Below are 18238 nucleotides of genomic sequence, written 5' to 3'. Positions count from 1 at the left end.
AGGCCGCGTCCCAGGCACCGCGTTGGTGCCTGACGCGGCCTGCGGCCGCTGCTACGAAGCGGTGTTTGCGGCCGTTGTCAAGGGCGAATCACGTCGCCGGTCACCAGGTCGCGGATGACGCTGGGGTTCTTGCGCCCGCCCAGTTCACCGTTCAGCACCAGGTCCACCTGGCCACGGAAATACTGTTCGATGCGCAGGCGGTTCATGGCTGGCGGCCGCCCGGTCGGGTTGGCGGAGGTCGACACGATCGGCCCCACCAGCGAACACAGCTCACGCACCAGCGGGTGGTCGCTGACACGAATCGCCACGCTGTTGTGCTTGCCGGTGATCCACTCGGGCAGCAGGCCCTGGTGCGGCACCAGCCAGGTGTTGGGGCCCGGCCAGGTGCTGGCCATGCGGTCCAGCCAGATCTCGGGGAAATCCTCGAAGAGGAAATCGAACTGGCGGATGTTGTCCGCCACCAGGATCAGGCCTTTATCCACAGGCCGTGACTTGATCGCCAGCAACCGATAGACCGCTTCCGCGTCCCACGGGTTACAGCCCAGACCCCAAACCGCTTCGGTTGGATAGGCAATCACCGCGCCTGCCTTCACATCACGCGCGGCTTGTTGCACACGCCAACTGCTCACCATCACTGTTACTCCGCTTGAATGCTGTGAGCAGTGTACTTAGCTGGAGCGCGCAAACCAACGCCCGGCCTCGTTGACCACGCGCCCCTCAAGCTCCAGCTCGGTGAGCGCCTCCAGCAGCTTGGGCAGCGGCCAGTCGCTGGAACGCATAAGCGCCTCGCTGCTTTGCGGCGCTGCGTGCAGCAGCGCCAGCAGCGGGTGGTCCACCATTGGCGCCGGCAGTGTCACCCGCTGCCAGCCGCGCAGCGGCTCGAGAATGTGTTCCACGGTCTCCACCAGTTGCGCGCCATCGCGAATCAACTGGTGGCAGCCCTTGGCGCCCGGGTGGTGGATGGAGCCGGGGATGGCGTACACCTCGCGGCCCTGTTCGTTGGCCAGGCGCGCGGTAATCAGCGAGCCACTGGCCAGGCTGGCCTCCACCACCAGCACGCCCAGGGACAAGCCGCTGATGATGCGGTTGCGCCGCGGGAAGTTGGCGGGGATGGGCTCGGCGTCCAGTGGGAACTCGGAAACCACCGCGCTGCCCTCGGCAGCCATCCGCGCCGCGAGTGCCTTGTGCCGCTGTGGATAAAGTTTTTCGATACCTGTGCCCAACACGCCGATTGTCTGGCCGCCGACGTCCAGGGCGGCCTGGTGAGCGGCACCGTCCACCCCGGCAGCGAGACCACTGGTGATGACGAAACCGGCCTTGGCCAGGCTGCGCGAGAAGGCCGCGGCGGTGTCCAGGCCAGGGCGCGATGCACGGCGGCTGCCGACGATGGCCAGCTGCGGTTTTTCCAGGATGGCGGGGTCGCCGGCAACGAACAGCAGCGGCGGTGCGCCGCTGGTTTCGGCCAGCAGGGCAGGGTAGCCAGGGTCGTCAAACATCAGCAAATGCTGGCCCGGACGCTCTAGCCAGGCCATTGCGGCCTTGCTGCCGGCTTTTACCGCAGGGCTGTCGCGGGCCTCGCAGGCGGCCGCGGTCATGCCCATCGCGCGCCAGGCCGATAGCGGCGCCCGCAGCGCCTCGGCTGCCGAACCGAAGGCTTCGAACAACTGGTGGAAGCGTTTTGGCCCGGTGTCGGTCAAGCGATGGAGGCGCAACCGCGCCTCCAGCTCATCCATGGGAAGTGCATCGTTGGCAAAGAGCGGCATCTGATCATCCTTGATTCAGGCCCCTGTATAGCGGCAGGCAAAAGCTGTGGATAACTCTGTTGGTAACTGTTTGACAACTTTCCCGACGGGCTAGGGATTTTTCACCTTGTCCATCACTGCCAGGGAGCGATTGGCGTTGAGCACTAAACCATAGCTGAGCTTTTCATAAGTGCGGAACACCATCAGCAGGCCGGCCCGCTCGTCGGGTATTTTCACCTGCTCGCCGGTCACCCGGTCGCGTACGGTTTCACCGGTCTTGTAGATGGCCAGGACGTTGCCCTCCTTGAGCCCGTCGCGGTTGCCACGGTCCAGGGTGACCACGTCGTACTTGCCGATCTGTGTAACACCCCGTGGCACATCCACGATGGTGCCGCTGATCTGCCGGCTCGGCGCGCTGGGCAGGAAGGTGGAGTTCACCGGCCGCTCCTCGCTGACGAACAGGCGGTCGCCCAGGCGCACTTCCTCGCTGGAGCGCTGCAGGTTGATGGTGGCGATGTCGCCCTCGGTAGCTACTACTTCGCCGCCGCCCATATTGTCGGCGTTCACGCCCAGCTGCTCGTGGGTGACAGGGTCGGTGTAGACCTTGCCCTTGCGAAAAATACCGTAGGAGGCATGGGCCGGGTCGAAGCTGCCGCGCGCATAGATACGGTCGCCCATGCCGCTGACCACCCGCTCGCCCTGGCCAGCGACGATGTAGGGCGCGCTGTCGAACGCCTCGCTGCTGTCGAGGATGCGGTTGCTGAGCAGGAAGGCGTTGATCGACTGCAGCGGGATGCTCGGGATGGCCTCGGCCACCGGCGTGCTGCGGATGTGCGGCGACAGCTTGATGGTGCCGCGCGATGCGCCGCGCTCCAGCATTAGCTGCGGCTGGCCGTTGACATAGCTCAGCACCAGCGAGTCGCCGGGGTAGATCAGGTCAGGGTTGGCGATTTGCGGGTTGGCGTGCCAGATCTGCGGCCACTGCCACGGCTGGCGCAGGAATTTGGCGGAAATGTCCCAAAGTGTGTCGCCCTGAACCACAGTGTAGCGCTGTGGATAACCGTCCTTGAGCTGCACATCGGCGTTGGCCAGGCCGGCGCACGCCATGAGCAGCAGGGCGAGTAGTGATTTCCTCATGCCGTGAATCCCTTTATTATGTACGTTCACGTGAAACGCAGCCCACGCGGCCCTTCTCTCCCTGGGAGAACGTTTGACAGGCAGACCGCCCCCAAGCACCTTGCGCGGCTGCTACCTTTGACTTTACCTCACAGTGCAGCAAATACGCATATGGCTATTTTAAACATCCTCGAATTTCCAGACTCGCGTCTGCGTACCATCGCCAAGCCCGTGGCCGTGGTGGATGACGAAGTTCGCCAGTTGGTCGATGACATGTTTGAAACCATGTACGAAGCGCCTGGCATCGGGCTGGCGGCCACCCAGGTCAACGTGCACAAGCGCGTGGTGGTCATGGACCTGAGCGAAGATCGCAGCGCCCCCATGGTGTTCATCAACCCCGAGTTCGAGTCCCTGACCGACGAAATGGGCCAATACCAGGAAGGCTGCCTGTCGGTGCCCGGCTTCTACGAAAACGTAGACCGCCCGCAGCGCGTCAAGATCAAGGCCCTGGACCGTGACGGCAAGGCCTACGAGCTGATCGCCGAAGGCCTGCTGGCCGTGTGCATCCAGCACGAGTGCGACCACCTCAACGGCAAGCTCTTCGTCGATTACCTGTCTACGCTCAAGCGTGACCGGATCAAGAAGAAGCTGGAAAAAGCCCACCGCCAGCAAGCTTGACCCCTCACATTCCAAAGGCTTGCCACGGCAAGCCTTTTTCTTTTCCAGCGAGTAATCCATGAGCATGCGCATCGTTTTCGCGGGCACGCCCGAATTTGCCGCCGAACACCTCAAGGCCCTGCTGGCCAGCCCTTATGAAGTGGTCGCCGTGTACACCCAACCGGACCGCCCGGCCGGCCGTGGCCAGAAACTGATGCCCAGCCCTGTGAAACAGCTGGCGCTGGAGCACGGCATCCCCGTGCTGCAACCGCCCACCCTGCGCAACGAAGACGCCCAGGCCGAACTGGCCGCGCTCAAGCCCGACCTGATGGTGGTGGTGGCCTACGGCCTGATCCTACCGCAGGTGGTGCTGGATATCCCGCGCCTGGGCTGCATCAACAGCCACGCCTCGCTGCTGCCACGCTGGCGCGGTGCCGCGCCAATCCAGCGTGCGGTGCAGGCTGGCGACGCCGCAAGCGGCGTGACCGTGATGCGCATGGAAGCGGGCCTCGACACCGGGCCGATGCTGCTCAAGGTCAGCACCCCGATCAGCGCCGACGACACCGGCGGCAGCCTGCACGACCGCCTGGCGCAGATGGGCCCACCGGCGGTGATCGAAGCCATCGCCGGCCTGGCCGCCGGCACGCTGCAAGGCGAGGTGCAGGACGACAGCCTGGCCACCTACGCCCACAAGCTGAACAAGGACGAGGCACGCATCGACTGGAGCCAACCGGCCGAAGTGCTGGAGCGCCTGGTGCGCGCCTTCTTCCCGTGGCCCATCTGCCACAGCACCCTGAACGGCGAAGCCGTGAAAGTGCTGGCCGCCACTACCTGCGAAGGGCAGGGCGCGCCCGGCACCATCCTGGGCGCCAGCAAGGACGGCCTGGTGGTGGCCTGCGGCGACCAGGCCCTGTGCCTGACCCGCCTGCAGTTCCCCGGCGGCAAGCCGCTGAACTTCAGTGACCTGTTCAACAGCCGCCGCGAGAAATTCGCCGTCGGCGCGGTGCTGGGCCAATGAACCCGCGTCTCGCCGCCGCCCGCGCCCTGGCCGCCGTCCTCAGCGGCAAGGCCTCGCTGAACAGCTCGCTGCCGCTGCAACTGGACAAGGTGGAAGCCCGCGACCGCGGCTTCACCCAGGACCTGGCCTTCGGCACCGCGCGCTGGCAGCCGCGGCTGTCAGCCCTGGCCGAAAAACTCCTGCAAAAGCCGTTTAAGGCTGCCGACGCCGACGTCGAGGCGCTGATGCTGGTGGGCCTGTACCAGCTGTTCTACAGCCGCGTGCCGGCCCACGCCGCCATCGGCGAAACCGTGGGCTGCGCCGACAAGCTCAAGAAGCCCTGGGCCAAGGCCCTGCTCAACGCCGTGCTGCGCCGCGCCCAGCGCGAGGGCAACGACCTGCTGGCAGAAATGGAACGCGACCCGGTGGTACGCACCGCGCACCCACGCTGGCTGCAGAAGTCGCTGAAGGCCTTCTGGCCGGACCAGTGGGAAGCCATCTGCGCGGCCAACAACGCTCACCCGCCGATGATTCTGCGGGTAAACCGCCGCCACCACAGCCGCGACGCCTATTTGAAGTTGCTCGAGCAGGCCGAAGTCAGCGCCAGCGCCTGTCAGTTCAGCCGCGACGGCATCGTGCTGGAGCAGGCCTGCGACGTGCGCGACCTGCCCGGCTTCGCCGACGGCTGGATCAGCGTGCAGGACGAGGCCGCGCAGCTGGCCGCCGACCTGCTCGACCTTGCCCCCGGCCAGCGCGTGCTCGACGCCTGCTGTGCCCCCGGTGGCAAGACCTGCCACCTGCTGGAAGCCGAACCTGCGCTGAAAGGCGTGGTGGCCATCGACCTGGAAGCCAAGCGCCTGGTGCGCGTGCGCGAAAACCTCGACCGCCTGGGCCTCGACGCCCAGCTGATCGCCTGCGATGCCCGCGACACAGCCCAGTGGTGGGACAAGCAAAGCTTCAACCGTATCCTGCTCGACGCCCCGTGCTCGGCCACCGGCGTGATCCGCCGCCACCCGGACATCAAGCTCACCCGCCAGCCCGATGACATCCAGGCCCTGGCCACGCTGCAAGGCGAGCTGTTGGACGCGCTGTGGCCAACCCTGGAAGTGGGCGGCGTGCTGCTGTACGCCACCTGCTCGACGCTGCCCACGGAAAACACCGAGGTCATCGAGGCCTTCCTGGCCCGTACCCCTGGCGCCCGCGAGCTGGACCTGGCCACCATGGCCGGCATCAAGCAGCCCCACGGCCGCCAGCTGCTGGCCCAGGAAGGCGGCCACGACGGTTTCTACTATGCCAAGCTGATCAAGATCGCCGCCCAGCGCGCGAGCTGACAGGAGTAGCGGATGAAAATCATCATCCTGGGTGCCGGCCAGGTCGGCGGCACCCTGGCCGAGCACCTGGCGGGCGAGGCCAATGACATTACCGTGGTGGACACCGACGGCGAGCGTCTGCGCAGCCTGGGCGACCGCCTGGACATCCGCACGGTGCAGGGCCACGCCTCGTTCCCCACGGTGCTGCTGAAAGCTGGCGCCGAAGACGCCGACATGCTGGTGGCAGTGACCAACAGCGACGAGACCAACATGGTCGCCTGCCAGGTCGCCCACACGCTGTACCACACCCCCACCAAGATCGCCCGGGTGCGTGCCGCGGCCTACCTGACCCGCGACGCGCTGTTCGCCAACGAAGCCATCCCGGTGGACGTGCTGATCAGCCCGGAACAGGTGGTCACTCACTACATCAAGCGCCTGATCGAGATTCCCGGCGCCCTGCAGGTCATCGACTTCGCCGACGGCAAGGCGCAGCTGGTGGCGGTGAAAGCCTTCCACGGCGGCCCGCTGGTGGGCCAGCAACTGCGGCAGATTCGCCAGCACATGCCCAACGTCGAGACCCGCGTGGCGGCGATCTTCCGCCGTGACCGGGCGATCCTGCCGCGCGGCGACACCGTGGTGGAGGCCGATGACGAGGTGTTCTTCATCGCCGCCCGCGAGGACATTCGCGCGGTGATGGGCGAGCTGCGCGGCGTGGACGAGAGCAACAAGCGCGTGGTGATCGCCGGCGGCGGGCAGATCGGCGAGCGGCTGGCCGAGGCCATCGAAAGCCGCTACCAGGTAAAGATCATCGAAATGAACCCGGCGCGCTGCCGGCACCTGTCCGACACCCTCAACAGCACGGTCATCCTGCAGGGCAGTGCCTCGGACCGCGACCTGATGGTGGAGGAAAACATCGCCCAGGCCGACATTTTCCTGGCCCTGACCAACGACGACGAGGCCAACATCATGTCGTCGCTGCTGGCCAAGCGCCTGGGCGCGCGCAAGGTGATGACCCTGATCAACAACCCGGCCTACGTGGACCTGGTGCAAGGCGGCGAAATCGACATCGCCATCAGCCCGCAACTGGCCACCATCGGCACGCTGCTGGCCCACGTGCGCCGCGGCGACATTGTCAGCGTGCACTCCCTGCGCCGCGGCGCCGCCGAGGCCATCGAAGCGGTGGCCCATGGCGACGCCAAGTCGAGCAAGGTGGTGGGCCGGGCCATCGAGAACATCGCGCTGCCGTCCGGCACCACCATCGGCGCCATCATCCGCGATGAGCAGGTGATCATCGCCCGCGGCACCACGGTGATCGAGGCGGGTGACCATGTGATCCTGTTCGTTGTGGATAAAAAGTACATTCGTGACGTGGAGAAGCTGTTCCACGTGGGCTTGAGTTTCTTCTAGAAGGATTGTCGCGTGCTCGAATCACTGGAGAAGATGCTGGCCAAGGGTGTGGATAACTCGCTGCTGCGCTTTGGCCTGGGCAAGGGTTACCTGGACCTGGGCGAACATGCCAAGGCGGCGGAGCACCTGGCCCGCTGCGTGGCGCAGGACCCCAAGTATTCGGCGGCGTGGAAGCTGCTGGGCAAGGCGCTGCAGGGGCAGGGCGACGTGGCCGGTGCGCGGGCGGCGTGGCAGCAGGGGATTACTGCGGCGCAGGCCCATGGCGACAAGCAGGCCGAGAAGGAAATGACGGTGTTTCTGAAAAAGCTGGATCGCATGGCGCCTTAGCAACAACCTGCCTGCTCCAGCTGAAGCCACGGTCTCTGTAGCCGCTGCCGCCAGGCTGCGCTGGCGCCCGAGTACGCTGAAGATCTTCAGTGTGGTTCAGGGCCAGCGCAGCCTTCGGCAGCGGCTACAGGGAATCCGCGTCGCCACTGATCGTCAGTACCAGCGCGCCTCGCCGGCAGGGCGCTTCTTGAAGCGCTTCATGCTCCACATGTACTGGCTCGGATACGCCCGCACATAGCGCGCAATCACCTCGCTCATCGCCGCCACCGAGGTCTCGGTGTCAGTGCTGTACATCGCTTCAGGCGCTGCTTCCAGGATCACCTTGAAGCCCGAGCCATCGGGCAGGCGCAGCGCGTGCAGGAACACGCCCACGGCCTTGCCGCCGGCGAGCATGTTGGGCACGAACTTGCTGGTCAGCGCCTGGGTGCCCAGGAACGGCACGAACACACCCGCCGATTCCGCCGGCTCCGGGTCGGCTGGAATACCCACCTGGCCGCCCTTGCGCACTTCCTTGATGACGCTGAGGATGCCTTCCTTGGTGGACGCCGCCACTCGGTTGCCCAGTTGCACGCGCTGCTTCTGCAGCAGTTCGTCCACTGCCTTGAGCTTGGGCGGCCGGTAGAAGATGATCGGCTTGCACTGCATGCAGTAGAAGTGGTTCAGCACTTCCCAATTGCCCAGGTGGCTGGTGATGCCGACCACGCCCTTGCCCGAGGCCAGGGCCTGCTCGAGGATTTCCAGCCCCTGCACTTCACGCACCAGCTTCAGCGACTTCTCGGCCGGCCAGATCCAGGCGCAGGCGCTCTCGGTCAGGCTCTTGCCGATGTCCATCATGCTCTGGCCCACCAGGCGCTCGCGCGCGGCGGAGTCCAGCTCGGGGAAACACTTGGCCAGGTTGATGCGCACGATTTCCCGCGACCGGTTCGGCAGCTTCCAGGTCAGCCAGCCAATGGCCGAGCCCACGGCCTCGACCGCGCGCCACGGCAACATCGCAAACAACCGCAGGGCCCCGACCATCAGGGCGCCTTTGAACTTATCCACAGCCCACTCCTTTATTCAGCAAGGCGCCATTGTAACCGTCAGCGGCACAAAGCGGCGTAGCGATCACAATCCTGGGTGTGGTCCATGACCATGCCCGAGGCCTGCATGAAGGCGTAGCAGATGGTCGGCCCGACGAAGGTGAAGCCGGCTTTCTTCAGCGCCTTGCTCATGGCTTCGGCTTCCGGCGTCTGCGTGGGAATGTGGCTGCGGTCGGGGAAATGGTTGATGCGCGGCTTGCCGCCGACGAACGACCACAGCAGCGCCACCGGGTCTTCAAGTTTCAGCCAGGCCTGGGCGTTCTGCCGCGCGGCCTTGATTTTCAGGCGGTTGCGGATGATGCCGGGGTCGAGCATGCGTGCCTCGACTTCCTCATCGGTCATGCGTGCCAGCCGCTCTGGGTCAAAGCCGAACATCACCTGGCGGTAGTGCTCGCGCTTTTTCAGCACGGTGATCCACGACAGGCCGGCCTGGCAGCCTTCCAGCAGCAGCAATTCGAACAGACGACCGGGGTCACGCAGCTCAACCCCCCATTCTTCGTCGTGATAAGCCTGGTAGATCGGCTCATCCGAGCACCAAAAGCAGCGTGGCATAAGGCTCCATGGGTAGAGGTCAGGGCGAATCGGGGTATACTCCCGCTCTTTATATTCGCAGCCCTAGAAACAGGTGAATTTCGTGAGCCAGCCTACGCCAGCCGTGCGTACCTTCCAAGACTTGATCCTCGCGCTCCAGCAATACTGGGCCGAGCAAGGTTGTGTGGTGCTTCAGCCCTACGATATGGAAGTAGGCGCCGGCACTTTCCATACCGCCACGTTCCTGCGCGCCGTCGGCCCGGAAACCTGGAACGCTGCCTACGTGCAGCCAAGCCGTCGTCCTGGTGACGGCCGCTACGGTGAAAACCCCAACCGCCTGCAGCACTACTACCAGTTCCAGGTGGTCCTGAAGCCTAACCCGGAGAACTTCCAGGAGCTGTACCTGGGCTCGCTGAAGCACATCGGCCTGGACCCGCTGGTCCACGATATCCGCTTCGTCGAAGACAACTGGGAATCGCCGACCCTGGGCGCCTGGGGCCTGGGCTGGGAAATCTGGCTGAACGGCATGGAAGTCACCCAGTTCACCTACTTCCAGCAGGTAGGCGGCATCGAGTGCTACCCGGTCACCGGCGAAATCACCTACGGCCTGGAACGCCTGGCCATGTACCTGCAAGGCGTGGACTCGGTCTATGACCTGGTGTGGACCGACGGCCCGTTCGGCAAGGTCACCTATGGCGACGTGTTCCACCAGAACGAAGTGGAGCAGTCGACCTACAACTTCGAGCACGCCAACGTCGAGAAGCTGTTCGAACTGTTCGACTTCTACGAAAGCGAGGCCAACCGCCTGATCGAGCTGGAGCTGCCGCTGCCGACCTACGAAATGGTCCTGAAAGCGTCGCACACCTTCAACCTGCTCGATGCCCGCCGCGCGATCTCGGTCACCGCCCGCCAGCAGTACATCCTGCGCGTGCGCACCCTGGCCCGCGCCGTGGCGCAAAGCTACCTGCAAGCCCGCGCCAAGCTGGGCTTCCCCATGGCGTCCCCTGATCTGCGTGATGAAGTGTTGGCTAAGCTGGAGGCTGCACAATGAGTGCTCAAGATTTCCTGGTTGAACTGGGCACCGAAGAGCTGCCGCCAAAAGCCCTGAACACCCTGGGCGATGCGTTCCTGGGCGGTATCGAGAAAGGCCTGCAGGCCGCCGGCCTGAACTTCACCGCCAAGAAGGTCTACGCCGCGCCGCGTCGCCTGGCCGTGCTGATCAGCGGCCTGGACACCCAGCAGCCTGACCGCAGCATCAACCTCGACGGCCCGCCACGCCAGGCCGCCTTCGACGCCGAAGGCAACCCTACCCAGGCGGCCCTGGGCTTCGCCAAGAAATGCGGCGTTGACCTGGCCGAAATCGACCAGAGCGGCCCGAAGCTGCGTTTCAGCCAGCGCATCGTCGGCAAGCCGACTGCCTCGCTGCTGCCGACCATCGTCGAAGACTCGCTCAACGACCTGCCGATTCCCAAGCGCATGCGCTGGGGTGCCCGCAAGGTCGAGTTCGTGCGCCCGACCCAGTGGCTGGTGATGCTGCTGGGCGACCAGGTGGTGGATTGCACCATCCTGGCTCAGAAAGCCGGCCGTGAATCGCGTGGCCACCGCTTCCACCACCCGGAAAACGTGCGCATCAGCGCCCCGGCCAACTACGCCGAAGACCTGCGCAAGGCCTACGTGCTGGCCGACGCCGGCGAGCGTCGTGAACTGATCAGCAAGCGCACCGCCGAGCTGGCCATGCAGCAGGAAGGCACGGCCATCGTGCCGCCGGCCCTGCTGGACGAAGTGACCGCCCTGGTCGAATGGCCAGTGCCGCTGGTGTGCTCGTTCGAGGAGCGTTTCCTGGAAGTGCCTCAGGAAGCCCTGATCACCACCATGCAGGACAACCAGAAGTACTTCTGCCTGCTGGACGTGGACGGCAAGCTGCTGCCGCGCTTCATCACCGTGGCCAACGTCGAGAGCAAGGACCCGAGCCAGATCGTGCTGGGCAACGAGAAAGTCGTGCGCCCACGCCTGACCGACGCCGAGTTCTTCTTCAAGCAGGACAAGAAGCAGCCGCTGGAAAGCTTCAACGAGCGCCTGCAGAACGTGGTGTTCCAGGCCCAGCTGGGCAGCGTCTACGACAAGGCTGTGCGCGTTTCCAAGCTCGCCGCCTTCATCGCCCCGCTGATCGGCGGCGACGCCCAGCGCGCCGCCCGTGCCGGCCTGCTGTCCAAGTGCGACCTGGCCACCGAGATGGTCGGCGAGTTCCCCGAAATGCAAGGCGTGGCCGGTTACTACTATGCCCTGAACGACGGTGAGCCCGACGACGTCGCCCTGGCCCTGAACGAGCAGTACATGCCGCGTGGCGCTGGCGCCGAGCTGCCAAGCACCCTCACCGGTGCCGCCGTGGCCATCGCCGACAAGCTGGACACCCTGGTCGGCATCTTCGGCATCGGCATGCTGCCTACCGGCAGCAAGGACCCGTACGCCCTGCGCCGTGCCGCCCTGGGCGTGCTGCGTATCCTGATCGAGAAGCAGCTGGACCTGGACCTGGACAAGGCCGTGGCCTTCGCCGTGTCTGCGTTCGGTGCCAACGTCAAGGCTGCCGGCCTGGCTGGCCAGGTGCTGGAATTCATCTTCGACCGCCTGCGTGCGCGTTACGAAGACGAAGGCACCGACGTCGCCACCTACCTGTCGGTACGTGCCCTGAACCCAGGTTCGGCACTGGACTTCGACCAGCGCGTGCAGGCCGTGCAGGCCTTCCGCAAGCTGCCGGAAGCCGCTGCCCTGGCCGCGGTGAACAAGCGCGTGTCGAACCTGCTGGGCAAGGCCGAAGGCTCGATCGCCACTACCGTGGAGCCCAAGTACTTCGACAACGCCCACGAGTTCTCGCTGTACTCGGCCATCCAGCAGGCCGACCAGGCAGTGCAACCGATGGCAGCTGCCCGCCAGTACAACGAAGCGCTCACCCGCCTGGCCGCCCTGCGCGAACCGGTGGATGCGTTCTTCGAAGCCGTGATGGTCAACGCCGAAGACGCCAAGGTACGCGCCAACCGCTATGCCTTGCTGTCGCGCCTGCGTGGGCTGTTCCTGGGCGTTGCCGACATTTCGCTGCTGGGGTAAGCCTTGAAGCTGGTGATACTGGACCGCGACGGAGTCATCAATGAAGACTCCGACGCCTACATCAAGTCGGTGCAGGAATGGATTCCCATCCCCGGGTCCATCGACGCCATCGCGCAGTTGAGCAAGGCCGGCTGGACGGTTGCCGTGGCAACCAACCAGTCGGGCATTGCCCGCGGTTACTACGACCTGGCCACCCTCGACGCCATGCATGCGCGCCTGCGCACGCTGGTGGCGGAGCAGGGTGGCGAAGTCGGGCTGATCGTCTATTGTCCCCATGGTCCGGACGAGGGTTGCGCCTGCCGCAAACCGCGCCCGGGCATGCTGCAGGCCATTGCCGCGCACTACCAGGCCGACCTGGCCGGTGTGTGGTTCGTGGGTGACAGCAAGGGTGACCTGGAGGCTGCGTTGGCCGTCGACTCTCAACCTGTTCTGGTGAAAACCGGAAAAGGCTGCAAGACCCTGGACAAGGGCTTGCCCGAGGGGACGCTGATTTTCGATGATCTGGCTGCTGTAGCCAGAGCACTTATCCACACCTAGGGCGCCGTTGAATCCCTGAACACTGCCGCACCACCGGATGGCGCGGCAGGCTTGGGTCGATTCGAAGGCGCGCTTCTAACAGGCGGGTTCGCCCGCAACGGTACAAGCCGCTATGTCGATACTGCAGGCGATCCGCATTTTCGTCTTCTACTTGCTGTTGGGCACCAGCTCGCTGCTGTGGTGCACCCTGAGCTTCTTCGTTGCTCCCTTTCTCAAGTTTCCGGCCCGCTACCGTTTCATCAACGTGTACTGGTGCCGCTGCGCGCTGTTCCTGACCCGCACTATCCTCAACATCCAGGTGAAGGTCACCGGTGCCGAGCACGTGCCGGCGCAACGCTGCGTGATCGTCTCCAACCACCAGAGCACATGGGAAACCTTTTTCCTCTCTGCATATTTCCAGCCCTTGAGCCAGGTGCTCAAGCGCGAACTGCTGTACGTGCCGTTCTTCGGCTGGGCGATGGCCATGCTGCGGCCTATCGCCATTGACCGCGACAACCCCAAGGCGGCCCTCAAGGTCGTTGCCAGCAAGGGCGACGAGCTGCTGAAGGACAACGTCTGGGTGCTGATTTTCCCCGAGGGCACCCGCGTGCCGTTCGGCCAGATCGGCAAGTTCTCGCGCAGCGGCTCGGCCCTGGCGGTGAACGCCGAGCTGCCGGTACTGCCCATTGCCCACAACGCCGGCAAGTTCTGGCCCAAGGAAGGCTGGGGCAAGCGCGCCGGCACCATCGAGGTGGTGATTGGCGAGCCGATGTACGCCAACGGCACCGGACCGCGGGCCATTGCCGAGCTGAACGATCGTGTGGCGGCGTGGAACGAAGCCACCCAGCGGGCGCTGGGTTCGCTGCCGGAAAACCCGGAAGTCAAAGACACGCCGGCCGTCGGCTGATCTGTGGATAACTTGTGTACAGTATTTTGATATTTTTCCAAAAGCGTTCGTAAGTGATTAATTTAAAAGCTTATTTCGACACGCGATGGCGCAATGCAAAACGTGCATAAGTTTTTCGAGGCATAAAAAAACCGGCGTTGATCGCCGGTTTTTTCATGCCTGTGGTTTACACCTTGTCCAGGTCCACGCCGCGGGTTTCCTTGAGGCAGAAAATCCCCACTATCAGGCTCACGCCCGTCACCAGCACCGGGTACCAGAGCCCGTAGAAGATATCCCCGGTGTACACCACCAGCGCGAACGACACCGTGGGCAGGAACCCGCCGAACCAGCCGTTGCCGATGTGGTAGGGCAGCGACAGCGAGGTGTAGCGGATGCGCGTGGGGAACAGTTCGACCATCACCGCCGCCAGCGGCCCGTAGGTCATGGTGGCGATCAGGATCATGGCCACGATCAGCAGCACCACCATGGGCTGGTTCACCAGGCTGGGGTCGGCTTTCGCCGGGTAGCCGGCGGCCGTCACGGCGGCGCGCATGGCGGCCTCGTCGTAGCCGTCGATGCGCTTGTCACCGATGGTCACCACCACCGGGCTCGCCGCATCGGCCGGCGCGGACGAGTAGGGCAGGCCCTGCTTCACCAGGAACGTCTTGACCTTGTCGCACGGGCTGTCGAAGCGTGCCTTGCCCACCGGGTCGAACTGGAAGGTGCAGCCCTTGGGGTCGGCCATCACGGTGATCGGCGCCTGGCGGCTGGCCTGGTCGATCTGCGGGTTGGCGTAGTGGCTCAGGGCCTTGAACAGCGGGAAGTACAGCACGGTGGCCAGCAACAGGCCGGTCATCAGGATCGGCTTGCGGCCGATGCGGTCGGACAGCCAGCCACAGATCACGAAGAACGGCGCGCCAATGATCACGCTGATGATCAGCAGGCTGTTGGCCTGGTTGGGGTCCATCTTCAGCATCTGGGTCATGAAGAACAGCACGTAGAACTGCGCGCAGTAGAAGGTCACCGCCTGCCCGGCATTGATGCTGAACAGGGCCGTGAAGACGATCTTGAGGTTCTGCCAGGAGCCGAACGACTCCTTGATGGGCGATGTGCTGGCCTTGCCTTCGGCCTTCATGCGGGCGAAGGTTGGCGACTCATGCAGGCTCATGCGGATCCAGGTGGAGACGCCCAGCAGGATGATCGACAGCAGGAACGGCAGGCGCCAGCCCCAGGTCTCGAAGGCGTCGCCGGTCAGGTAGCGGCAACCCAGCACCACCAGCAGCGACAGCAACAGCCCCAGGGTGGCCGTGGACTGAATCCAGCCGGTGTGCAGGCCGCGTTTGTCTTTTGGGGCATGTTCAGCCACGTAGGTGGCAGCGCCACCGTATTCACCCCCCAGTGCCAGCCCCTGGAGCATGCGCAGGCACACCAGGATGATGGGCGCGGCGATGCCGATGCTGGCGTAGGTGGGCAACAGCCCGACGGCGAAGGTGGACAGGCCCATCAGCACGATGGTCATGAGGAAGGTGTACTTGCGCCCGATCATGTCCCCCAGCCGGCCAAACACCAGCGCACCGAACGGGCGCACCAGGAAACCTGCGGCGAAGGCCATCAAGGCGAAGATGAAGGCGGTGGTCTCATTGACCCCGGCGAAGAACTGCTTGCTGATGACCGCCGCCAAGGCGCCGTAGAGAAAAAAGTCGTACCACTCGAACACCGTCCCCAGGGACGACGCAAAGATGATCTTGCGATCTTCGCTGGCTGTAGTCGGCACGACCCCCGCGCCCTGACCCTGTATGTAGTCCGCCATAGTCTTGGTCCTTCCCGCCCTGAGGGCACAGTGATTATTGTTGTTGTCCACTGTCGATGGCCGCGGACTGCGGCGGCCATCGCCGTTCCCGGCCTGTCAGGCGACAGGCTGGGCAATTTGCCTGGTTCTATCCTCCGCACGCGGGGTGCCTTGCAGAATCATCTGCGCGGCTTTTTCCGCGATCATCAAGGTGGGAGTGCAGGTGTTGCCTGACACTATCTCGGGCATGATCGAGGCATCCACCACGCGCAGGCCTTCGATGCCGTGCACGCGCAGGGTGGCATCCACCACGTCCTGGGGGCCGTTGCCCATGCGGCAGGTGCCCACCGGATGAAATATAGTCGTGCCGATGGCACTTGCCGCCTGTTGCAGCTGTTCTTCGCTTTCCAGCTGCGGGCCCGGCAGGTATTCGGTGGGGCTGAAGATGCGCAGGGCAGGGGCGTCGACGATGCGCCGGGTAAGCCGGATGGCCTGGGCGGCGACGCGCAGGTCTTCCGGGTGGCTGAGGTAGTTGGGGTCGATGATGGGCGCATCGTCCGGGCTGGCCGAGCTGATATCCACGCGCCCGCGGCTCTTGGGCCGCAGGTTGCACACCGAGGCGGTGAACGCCGGGAAGCTGTGCAAGGGCTCGCCGAAGCGGTCCAGGGACAGCGGCTGCACGTGGTATTCGAGGTTGGCGCTGGGCTGCTGCGGGTCGGACTTGATGAACGCGCCCAGCTGGCTGGGCGCCATGGCCAGCGGCCCGCTGCGGTCATACAGGTAGCGCACGCCCATGCCAAACTTGCCCCACAGGCTGTTGGCCACCTGGTTGAGAGTACGGGTGTTGCTGACCTTGTAGATCAGCCGCAGCTGCAGATGGTCCTGCAGGTTGCCGCCCACGCCGGGCAGCTCGTGCTGCACCGTTATCCCCAGGCGCTCGAGCAGCGGGCGCGGGCCGATGCCGGAACGCTGGAGAATGCCCGGCGAGCCAATCGCCCCTGCACACAGCAGTATCTCCTTGCGGGCTGTGTATAACTGCGCCAAGCCTGCATGGCGGGCATGCACCGCGGTGGCCCGGCCGTTATCCACAGCCAGGCGGTCCACCTGCACGCCGGTGAGTACCGTCAGGTTTGCGCGCTTGAGCACGGGCCGCAGGAACGCCTTGGCAGAGTTCCAGCGAATGCCCGAGCGCTGGTTGACCTGGAAATATCCACAGCCCTGGTTGTCCCCGGTGTTGAAGTCATCCACGCTCTCCACGCCGCACTGGGCAGCCGCGCTACGGAAGGCGTCGAGAATCGGCCAGCGGTAGCGCTGCAGCTCGACGCGCCATTCGCCCTTGCCGCCATGGGCGGCGGAATCGCCGGCATAGTGCTGTTCGCTCTGGCGGAACAGCGGCAGCACGTCCTGCCAGCCCCAGCCGGCGTTGCCCTGGGCCGCCCAGCCGTCGTAGTCGCTGGCCTGGCCACGCATGTAGATCATGCCGTTGATGGACGAGCAGCCGCCCAGCACCTTGCCCCGTGGATAACTCAGGGCGCGGCCATCGAGACCGGGCTGCGGCTGGGTCTTGAAGCACCAGTCGGTGCGCGGGTTGCCGATGCAGAACAGGTAGCCGACGGGGATGTGAATCCAGGGGTAGTTGTCGCGCCCGCCGGCTTCCAGCAGCAGGACGGACACAGCGGGGTCGGCAGAAAGCCGATTGGCCAGCAGGCAACCTGCGGGGCCAGCGCCGACTATCACGTAGTCGTAGGCGCTTGGGACTGATGGCATGGGGAACCTCGCACCGATTTTTATTCTTGTCTTCCCCCATGGTATTGATTAGCTTCGAGATGAAAACGCGAAATTTCACCCACCGGCTGTGCGTTTTTGAGCAACGGATGAATGCCCATGTTCGATTGGAACGACCTGCGGTTTTTTCTCGAATTGCACCGCAGCGGCCGCCTGCTGACCGCCGCCAAGCGCCTGAACACTACCCACAGCACGGTGGCACGGCACATCGAGGCCATCGAGCAGAGCCTGGGCAACGCGCTGTTCGTGCAGCACGCCCAGGGCTATGAGCTGACCCCCGCCGGCCAGGCGCTGCTCAAGCACGCCGAGGCCATGGAAAACGTCGCGCTGCTGGCCCAGGAAGAGATGACCCAGCCGATGATGCCGCTGGGCAAGATCCGCCTGGGGGTGACCGAAGGCATCGGCATCATGTTCCTTACCCCGCGCCTGGGCGGCCTGTTCGAGCGCTACCCGGGGCTGGAAGTGGAACTGGTGGCGGTGCCGCGCTTCGTCAGCATCCTCAACCGCGAAGCGGAGATCAGCATTCACCTGGACCGGCCCTCGGCCGACCTGTTGATAACCCGCAAGCTCACCGATTACCGCCTGGCGTTGTACGCCAGCCCCGCCTACCTGCAGCGGGCCCCCGTGCTGGTGAACCGCGAAGACCTCGCCGGCCATGACTGGATAGGCTATGTGGACGACCTGCTGTTCAGCCAGGAACTGCTGTTCCTCAACAGCTTCTGCCGCGCGCCCAACGTGGTGTTCCGCAGTACCAGCGTGATTGCCCAACAGCAGGCGGCGAGGGCGGGCCTGGGCGTGGCGGTGCTGCCCATGTACATGGCCGAGGAGGACCCGGCGCTGGTGCGGGTGGTACCAACGGAGACCATCCAGCGCAGCTACTGGATGAGCACCCGCCGCGAGCTGCACAAGTCAGTGCGGCTGCGGGTGGTGTGGGACTACCTGCTGCAGCTGTGCGCGGCCGAGCAGGCACAGCTGCTCAACCGCGGGTGAAGGC

General features: G+C 64.9%; 17 protein-coding genes. 10 read left to right on the top strand and 7 right to left on the bottom strand.

The genetic code is table 11. The annotated features are described in order from the left end of the window. Positions 1–77 precede the first annotated feature (77 nt). The 3 genes from tsaC to AC0J42_RS00175 all read right to left on the bottom strand — a co-directional run bounded on the left by tsaC (position 78) and on the right by AC0J42_RS00175 (position 2879). Positions 78–632, bottom strand: a complete 555-nt coding sequence (tsaC, locus tag AC0J42_RS00185; RefSeq protein WP_473004981.1) for an L-threonylcarbamoyladenylate synthase type 1 TsaC — start codon at positions 630–632, stop codon at positions 78–80. A 36-nt stretch (positions 633–668) separates the two neighbouring features. Further along, on the bottom strand, positions 669–1763 hold the full coding sequence (gene dprA / locus AC0J42_RS00180) for a DNA-processing protein DprA (RefSeq protein ID WP_473004980.1): 1095 nt from the start codon (positions 1761–1763) through the stop codon (positions 669–671). 90 nt (positions 1764–1853) lie between these two features. Then, positions 1854–2879, bottom strand: coding sequence for a LysM peptidoglycan-binding domain-containing protein (locus tag AC0J42_RS00175; protein WP_416421678.1), 1026 nt, complete (start codon positions 2877–2879; stop codon positions 1854–1856). A gap of 150 nt (positions 2880–3029) precedes the next feature. On the opposite strand from AC0J42_RS00175, the gene def reads away from it, so the two are divergent. Genes def through AC0J42_RS00150 form a run of 5 tightly spaced genes read left to right on the top strand, consistent with a single transcriptional unit; the run spans position 3030 to position 7556 of the window. Beyond that, complete coding sequence (gene def, locus AC0J42_RS00170; protein WP_416421677.1) at positions 3030–3536, top strand: peptide deformylase; 507 nt, start codon at positions 3030–3032, stop codon at positions 3534–3536. Positions 3537–3594: 58 nt separating this feature from the next. Continuing rightward, on the top strand, positions 3595–4533 hold the full coding sequence (gene fmt, locus AC0J42_RS00165) for a methionyl-tRNA formyltransferase (RefSeq protein WP_473004979.1): 939 nt from the start codon (positions 3595–3597) through the stop codon (positions 4531–4533). Beyond that, a complete protein-coding gene (gene rsmB, locus AC0J42_RS00160) occupies positions 4530–5843 on the top strand; it encodes a 16S rRNA (cytosine(967)-C(5))-methyltransferase RsmB (protein ID WP_473004978.1) in 1314 nt (437 codons plus the stop codon). Before fmt ends, rsmB begins: the two co-directional genes overlap by 4 nt. A 12-nt stretch (positions 5844–5855) precedes the next feature. Further along, positions 5856–7229, top strand: a complete 1374-nt coding sequence (gene trkA, locus AC0J42_RS00155) for a Trk system potassium transporter TrkA (RefSeq protein ID WP_416421674.1) — start codon at positions 5856–5858, stop codon at positions 7227–7229. Positions 7230–7262: 33 nt separating this feature from the next. After that, positions 7263–7556, top strand: coding sequence for a tetratricopeptide repeat protein (locus tag AC0J42_RS00150; protein WP_416427508.1), 294 nt, complete (start codon positions 7263–7265; stop codon positions 7554–7556). 153 nt (positions 7557–7709) lie between these two features. Here AC0J42_RS00150 and AC0J42_RS00145 read toward each other — a convergent pair whose 3' ends face one another. Both AC0J42_RS00145 and AC0J42_RS00140 read right to left on the bottom strand, forming a co-directional pair. Then, the gene (locus AC0J42_RS00145) at positions 7710–8597 is read right to left on the bottom strand and encodes a lysophospholipid acyltransferase (RefSeq protein ID WP_473004977.1); all 888 of its coding nucleotides are present in this window, start codon (positions 8595–8597) and stop codon (positions 7710–7712) included. A 38-nt stretch (positions 8598–8635) separates the two neighbouring features. Next, positions 8636–9187, bottom strand: a complete 552-nt coding sequence (locus tag AC0J42_RS00140; RefSeq protein WP_473004976.1) for a DNA-3-methyladenine glycosylase I — start codon at positions 9185–9187, stop codon at positions 8636–8638. Between the two features lie 82 nt (positions 9188–9269). On the opposite strand from AC0J42_RS00140, the gene glyQ reads away from it, so the two are divergent. The 4 genes from glyQ (at position 9270) to AC0J42_RS00120 (ending at position 13691) form a co-directional block, all read left to right on the top strand. After that, positions 9270–10217 carry a glycine--tRNA ligase subunit alpha gene (gene glyQ, locus AC0J42_RS00135; protein ID WP_008367129.1) on the top strand — a complete coding sequence of 316 codons (948 nt, stop codon included), beginning with the start codon at positions 9270–9272 and terminating at the stop codon, positions 10215–10217. After that, positions 10214–12268 (top strand): glycine--tRNA ligase subunit beta, encoded by a 2055-nt coding sequence (gene glyS / locus AC0J42_RS00130; RefSeq protein WP_416421671.1) that lies wholly within the window; start codon positions 10214–10216, stop codon positions 12266–12268. The genes glyQ and glyS overlap by 4 nt, the downstream gene beginning before the upstream one ends. Before the next feature lie 3 nt (positions 12269–12271). Beyond that, positions 12272–12805, top strand: a complete 534-nt coding sequence (gene gmhB / locus AC0J42_RS00125; RefSeq protein WP_473004975.1) for a D-glycero-beta-D-manno-heptose 1,7-bisphosphate 7-phosphatase — start codon at positions 12272–12274, stop codon at positions 12803–12805. A 112-nt stretch (positions 12806–12917) separates the two neighbouring features. Beyond that, positions 12918–13691: a lysophospholipid acyltransferase family protein gene (locus tag AC0J42_RS00120; protein WP_416421669.1), complete on the top strand. Its 774-nt coding sequence runs from the start codon at positions 12918–12920 to the stop codon at positions 13689–13691. Between the two features lie 166 nt (positions 13692–13857). On the opposite strand, the gene AC0J42_RS00115 is transcribed toward AC0J42_RS00120, so the two are convergent. Beyond that, a complete protein-coding gene (locus AC0J42_RS00115; protein WP_473004974.1) occupies positions 13858–15480 on the bottom strand; it encodes an MFS transporter in 1623 nt (540 codons plus the stop codon). A 96-nt stretch (positions 15481–15576) separates the two neighbouring features. Further along, a complete protein-coding gene (locus AC0J42_RS00110; RefSeq protein ID WP_473004973.1) occupies positions 15577–17226 on the bottom strand; it encodes a GMC family oxidoreductase in 1650 nt (549 codons plus the stop codon). Positions 17227–17343: 117 nt separating this feature from the next. Here AC0J42_RS00110 and AC0J42_RS00105 point away from each other — a divergent pair, with 117 nt between their 5' ends. Further along, positions 17344–18234 carry a LysR family transcriptional regulator gene (locus AC0J42_RS00105; RefSeq protein WP_473004972.1) on the top strand — a complete coding sequence of 297 codons (891 nt, stop codon included), beginning with the start codon at positions 17344–17346 and terminating at the stop codon, positions 18232–18234. Positions 18235–18238: the final 4 nt, after the last annotated feature.

This window comes from Pseudomonas sp. Tav-5-1A (genome assembly GCF_055755055.1).
The sequence above is the reverse complement of the archived record's forward strand: the minus strand, read 5'-3'. Positions and strand labels throughout refer to the sequence as shown.

Excerpts from the sequence above, each read along its gene's own strand:
- trkA (WP_416421674.1), top strand. The coding sequence starts at position 5,856 with ATGAAAATCATCATCCTGGGTGCCGGCCAGGTCGGCGGCACCCTGGCC.
- AC0J42_RS00140 (WP_473004976.1), bottom strand. The coding sequence starts at position 9,187 with ATGCCACGCTGCTTTTGGTGCTCGGATGAGCCGATCTACCAGGCTTAT.
- tsaC (WP_473004981.1), bottom strand. The coding sequence starts at position 632 with ATGGTGAGCAGTTGGCGTGTGCAACAAGCCGCGCGTGATGTGAAGGCA.
- fmt (WP_473004979.1), top strand. The coding sequence starts at position 3,595 with ATGAGCATGCGCATCGTTTTCGCGGGCACGCCCGAATTTGCCGCCGAA.
- AC0J42_RS00150 (WP_416427508.1), top strand. The coding sequence starts at position 7,263 with ATGCTGGCCAAGGGTGTGGATAACTCGCTGCTGCGCTTTGGCCTGGGC.
- glyS (WP_416421671.1), top strand. The coding sequence starts at position 10,214 with ATGAGTGCTCAAGATTTCCTGGTTGAACTGGGCACCGAAGAGCTGCCG.
- def (WP_416421677.1), top strand. The coding sequence starts at position 3,030 with ATGGCTATTTTAAACATCCTCGAATTTCCAGACTCGCGTCTGCGTACC.
- AC0J42_RS00105 (WP_473004972.1), top strand. The coding sequence starts at position 17,344 with ATGTTCGATTGGAACGACCTGCGGTTTTTTCTCGAATTGCACCGCAGC.
- AC0J42_RS00120 (WP_416421669.1), top strand. The coding sequence starts at position 12,918 with ATGTCGATACTGCAGGCGATCCGCATTTTCGTCTTCTACTTGCTGTTG.
- AC0J42_RS00175 (WP_416421678.1), bottom strand. The coding sequence starts at position 2,879 with ATGAGGAAATCACTACTCGCCCTGCTGCTCATGGCGTGCGCCGGCCTG.
- AC0J42_RS00110 (WP_473004973.1), bottom strand. The coding sequence starts at position 17,226 with ATGCCATCAGTCCCAAGCGCCTACGACTACGTGATAGTCGGCGCTGGC.
- AC0J42_RS00115 (WP_473004974.1), bottom strand. The coding sequence starts at position 15,480 with ATGGCGGACTACATACAGGGTCAGGGCGCGGGGGTCGTGCCGACTACA.
- dprA (WP_473004980.1), bottom strand. The coding sequence starts at position 1,763 with ATGCCGCTCTTTGCCAACGATGCACTTCCCATGGATGAGCTGGAGGCG.
- rsmB (WP_473004978.1), top strand. The coding sequence starts at position 4,530 with ATGAACCCGCGTCTCGCCGCCGCCCGCGCCCTGGCCGCCGTCCTCAGC.